We start from the raw sequence: 4199 nt of genomic DNA, 5'->3' as shown, positions 1-4199 counted from the left end.
TAGTTTTGATATTCAGGTGGGTTTGGTGGGGGAAAATGAGATTAAAACCGAAACCAATAGGGCAAAAGTGATCGCTTTAGCGGAAAATCAGCCTAAATATCGCATATTAGTCGTCGATGATCGACCAGAAAGCCGTTTACTGTTGCTGAAACTCCTGACTACCCTAGGATTATCCGTGCAAGAGGCCGCTAATGGACAAGAAGCGATCGCAATTTGGCAAGCATGGCAACCTCATCTTATCTGGATGGACATGAGAATGCCAGTGAAGGACGGTTACGAAGCAACTAGGGAAATTCGGCGGTTAGAGGCTGATAATCGCGGAAAAACGGTGATAATTGCCCTAACTGCCAGTGCTTTTGAAGAGGATCGCGCCTTGGTTATTGCCGCTGGTTGTGATGATTTCGTGCGTAAACCTTTCCGAGAGGAAGTTATTTGGCAAAAAATGGGCGAATATTTAGGATTAAAATATATTTATGCCGATAATGAGCCAAATCAACCCAATTATTCGCCAGTTTTCCTCGATTCCCTGCAATCCCTATTAAAATTAATCAGTCCCGACTGGATTAGAAAATTGCAACAAGCGGCGCGAGAATGTGATGATGAAAAAATTATCGCCCTAACCGCAGAAATTCCCCCCGATTATGCTACCCTTGCCCAAGGTTTACAACAGTTAGCCGGAGAATTTTCCTTTGATGCGATCGAAACCATAATTAAAGATTTAAACATATCTTAAGAGAGTATTTTATCTAGATCTCAAAAACGTGATATTCTAAAGGCATAAATCCCTAAATATGGCAATTTTAAAGGATGAAACTGTTAAAAACGCTCATCGGTACTTGGTTAATACTACCGATTTTTTCCGTTCATGCTCAAGTCCCCTCGCTGCCCCCAATTAAGCAAAATTCCCCCAATCTTGGTGATCTACCCAATGATCCCACCCAGCAGAAAAATTGGCTTTGTACCCAAGGAGATCAACGCATTGCTGTGGCTGCCAAAGAAGAGAAAGGTTGGAAAGAATTAATTGAAAAACAAGGTTGGCAATGTGATGAAGGAAATACCGATATACCCGCTCAAACTCTCGGCTTTTCCTGTGAACCAGAACAAACCCTCGGCATCTTGACAGTTTACTGGTTAAATGGTAGTAATGGTCAACAACAATTAAGCCAATGGCGAGATAAATTAGCGGAACAACAGGGGATGGTTTGTACCATCAATAACGTGCAGTTATTCGATACTCAAGAAAATATACCCAACCCATTACAACCATGATTAAATTAGCAATTTTGCCTCAATCTATCCTCCTAGGTATCAGTTTACTATTAAACAATTCTCTGCCCTTACTTGCCCAATCTACACCCCTGAGCGTGGATAATTTAAGAAATACCGTCTATAACATTCCCAATCGGGGTTCCGTAATTGTCAGCGATGGTATTTTTCAATCCAATGAGGGACAGATTTTAGGAGTGCAAGTCAGTCGAGAAGCTTTGATGGGGGACTATAATAACGATCAAAGGACTGATGGTATTGTCGTATTAAGAGTGATTACCAGAGATCAACAGCAATTACATTATTTAGCCCTAGTGATCGATAATAACGGTACTGCCACTAACACCGATACTGTCCTGTTAGCCGATCGAGTAATTGTCGATAATCTGAGTGCTAAAGATGGTACGATCACCGTCAATATGAGAAGATTTCTCCCCCGGGATCCTTCCTGTTGTCCGTCGGGAGTTATCACCCAACAATTTGCGATTAATCCTAGTATTAATCAATTGACTTTACTGAGTACCAATGAAAGTCAACCCACCACCCCCAATGTGCAGGTAGTACCCGCTTCCCCCCTGAGAATTAATAATAATAATCTCCCCTTTCAACCTCCTGCTGGGGCCATCCAAATCCGCTTTTAACCTTATTTTTGGTGCGTTACGCTGTGCTAACGCACCCTACCTTTTTACTTAACAAAAAATGGACTACAAATATCCCATCCAACGCTGGTATATTGCCGCAACTAATCCCGAAAAAATTGAGGGGTTAGCGCGGGAAATGGGATTATCATCCTTATTAGCAACTATCTTAATTAATCGCGGTATTGATACCCCAGAAATAGCTAAAACTTATATAGAGCCTGAAGTGGATACCTTACCCTCTCCCCTGGGGGAATTTCCCGACTTAGAAAAAAGTGTCAATTTATTAGTAAAAGCGATCGCTAGGGGCGATAAAATTGCTATCTGTGGGGACTACGATGCCGATGGCATGACCAGTACATCATTACTACTAAGAGCCTTGAGACATCTCGGTGCTAGGGTAAATCATGCCATACCCAGTCGCATGAAAGAGGGATACGGAATTAATCAGCGCATTGTCGAAGAATTTGCCGAATCGGGAGTCGGATTGATTCTCACCGTTGATAATGGTATTTCCGCTCACGAACCGATCGCCCTAGCGATAGAATTAGGATTAAAAGTTATTATCACCGATCATCACGATCTGCCGCCAATTTTACCAAATGCCTCCGCTATTCTCAACCCAAAATTATTAACCCCTAACTCTCCCTATCAGGGATTAGCGGGGGTGGGAGTCGCCTATATTTTAGCGGTGACAACTGCCCAAAAAATGGGTAAATTACAGGGATTAACCGAGTCATTATTAGCATTATTTACCCTAGGCACTATAGCAGATTTAGCCCCATTAATCGGGGTAAATCGTCGCTGGTTAAAACGGGGTTTAAGAAAATTACCCAAATCCCAATTAGTCGGGATTCAATCCCTGATGCAAATAGCGGGAATTAGTGAGGAACAAAAGCAATTACAACCGGATGATATTGGCTTTAAATTGGGACCGAGAATTAATGCCATTGGCAGAATTGGAGATCCCCAGATAGTTATTGAATTATTAACCACCGATGACGCGGGAATTGCCTTAGAAAGAGCGATGCAGTGCGAACAAATTAATCGTACCCGTCAAGAATTGTGCGAAAAAATTGAAGAAGAAGCGATTAAATTAGTAGAGGAAACGCCGATTCTTTGGCAAAAAGATCGAGTTTTAGTCTTAGTGGAAAAAGATTGGCATCATGGGGTAATTGGTATTGTGGCATCCCGTTTGGTGGAACGCTACGGAGTGCCGGTTTTTATCGGTACTTACGAGGAAGAATATCCGGGTAAAATTCGCGGTTCTGCCAGAGGAATTGAAGAATTTCACGTTTTTGAAGCCCTGCAATTTTGCCAAGATTTACTAGGAAAATTTGGCGGTCATAAAATGGCGGGGGGGTTTAGTTTACCCACAGCTAATTTACTAGCATTTAAACAAAGATTAAGTCAATTTTCTCACAAAATTTTACAAATAGAACAATTAAAACCTTTAATTAAAATTGATACTATCATTGATTTTAAACAAATCACCCTGCAACTTTTTCAACAAATTGATAGTTTACAACCCTGGGGAATTGGCAATGAATTACCAGTTTTTTGGACTCCTAACGTGCGAGTAGTGGAACAGAAAACTATCGGAAAAAATCATTTAAAATTATTGCTGGCTCAAAGCGATAATACCAGAATTAAAGCCCTAGCTTGGCGTTGGGGCGAATATTGTCCTTTACCAACGCGTTTAGATATTGCCTATAAACTCAAAGAAAATACTTGGAATGGTAATAAAACCATAGAAATTGAATTAGTGGGAGTGCGATTACCCCAAGAAAATGATAGTATTAAAAAAGCAATTTTTATGCACGCCGATAAAATGTATCAATGTAGTTTTTGGGGTGATGTAAACGAGATTCGCATCAAAAATGAACAGGGCGATATTTTAGTCGTGCAGAAAGGCCAGCGCATTGGTTTATTAGGCAAAAATCGGCAACAAGCTAGAGAAGTCAACGTGACCGAACCCCGTTTTTATACTTTAATTAAAGTTGCCATCAAAGCTTTGGCTATCTAGGGCTGGCTGAATAGATATAATACCAAATCCGTTTTTAACTAGGGAGGCACAATTATTTGTAGGATGGGTTAGCGGTAGCGTAAACTATGCGGGCGTTGGGTTTCATGCTTCAACCCAACCTACGTTCATCTTATATTTAATTCCACCCACACACTTAATAGTGTGATTAACTCTCAAGTTATGAATTGTTTCTCCCCACACCCCACACCCTACACCCCACACCCTACACCCCACACCCTACACCCTACACCCCACACCCTACACCCTTT

4 protein-coding genes are annotated in these 4199 nt (G+C 41.3%); all 4 read left to right on the top strand.

The window, feature by feature from the left end; all coding sequences use genetic code 11:
• Nucleotides 1–733: response regulator (locus tag IQ242_RS18100; protein WP_193960930.1), on the top strand; the 733-nt coding region annotated here is incomplete at its 5' end.
• A 74-nt stretch (nt 734–807) separates the two neighbouring features.
• Complete coding sequence (locus tag IQ242_RS18095; RefSeq protein ID WP_193960929.1) at nt 808–1269, top strand: hypothetical protein; 462 nt, start codon at nt 808–810, stop codon at nt 1267–1269.
• Nucleotides 1266–1907 (top strand): LppP/LprE family lipoprotein, encoded by a 642-nt coding sequence (locus IQ242_RS18090; protein WP_193960928.1) that lies wholly within the window; start codon nt 1266–1268, stop codon nt 1905–1907. Before IQ242_RS18095 ends, IQ242_RS18090 begins: the two co-directional genes overlap by 4 nt.
• A 58-nt stretch (nt 1908–1965) precedes the next feature.
• On the top strand, nt 1966–3930 hold the full coding sequence (gene recJ, locus IQ242_RS18085; RefSeq protein WP_193960927.1) for a single-stranded-DNA-specific exonuclease RecJ: 1965 nt from the start codon (nt 1966–1968) through the stop codon (nt 3928–3930).
• The last annotated feature ends 269 nt before the right edge of the window (nt 3931–4199 follow it).

The sequence above is a fragment of the Microcystis sp. LEGE 08355 genome, from assembly GCF_015207185.1.
Lineage (GTDB): Bacteria > Cyanobacteriota > Cyanobacteriia > Cyanobacteriales > Microcystaceae > Microcystis > Microcystis panniformis.
This window is presented reverse-complemented; position numbering and strand designations above follow the sequence as displayed.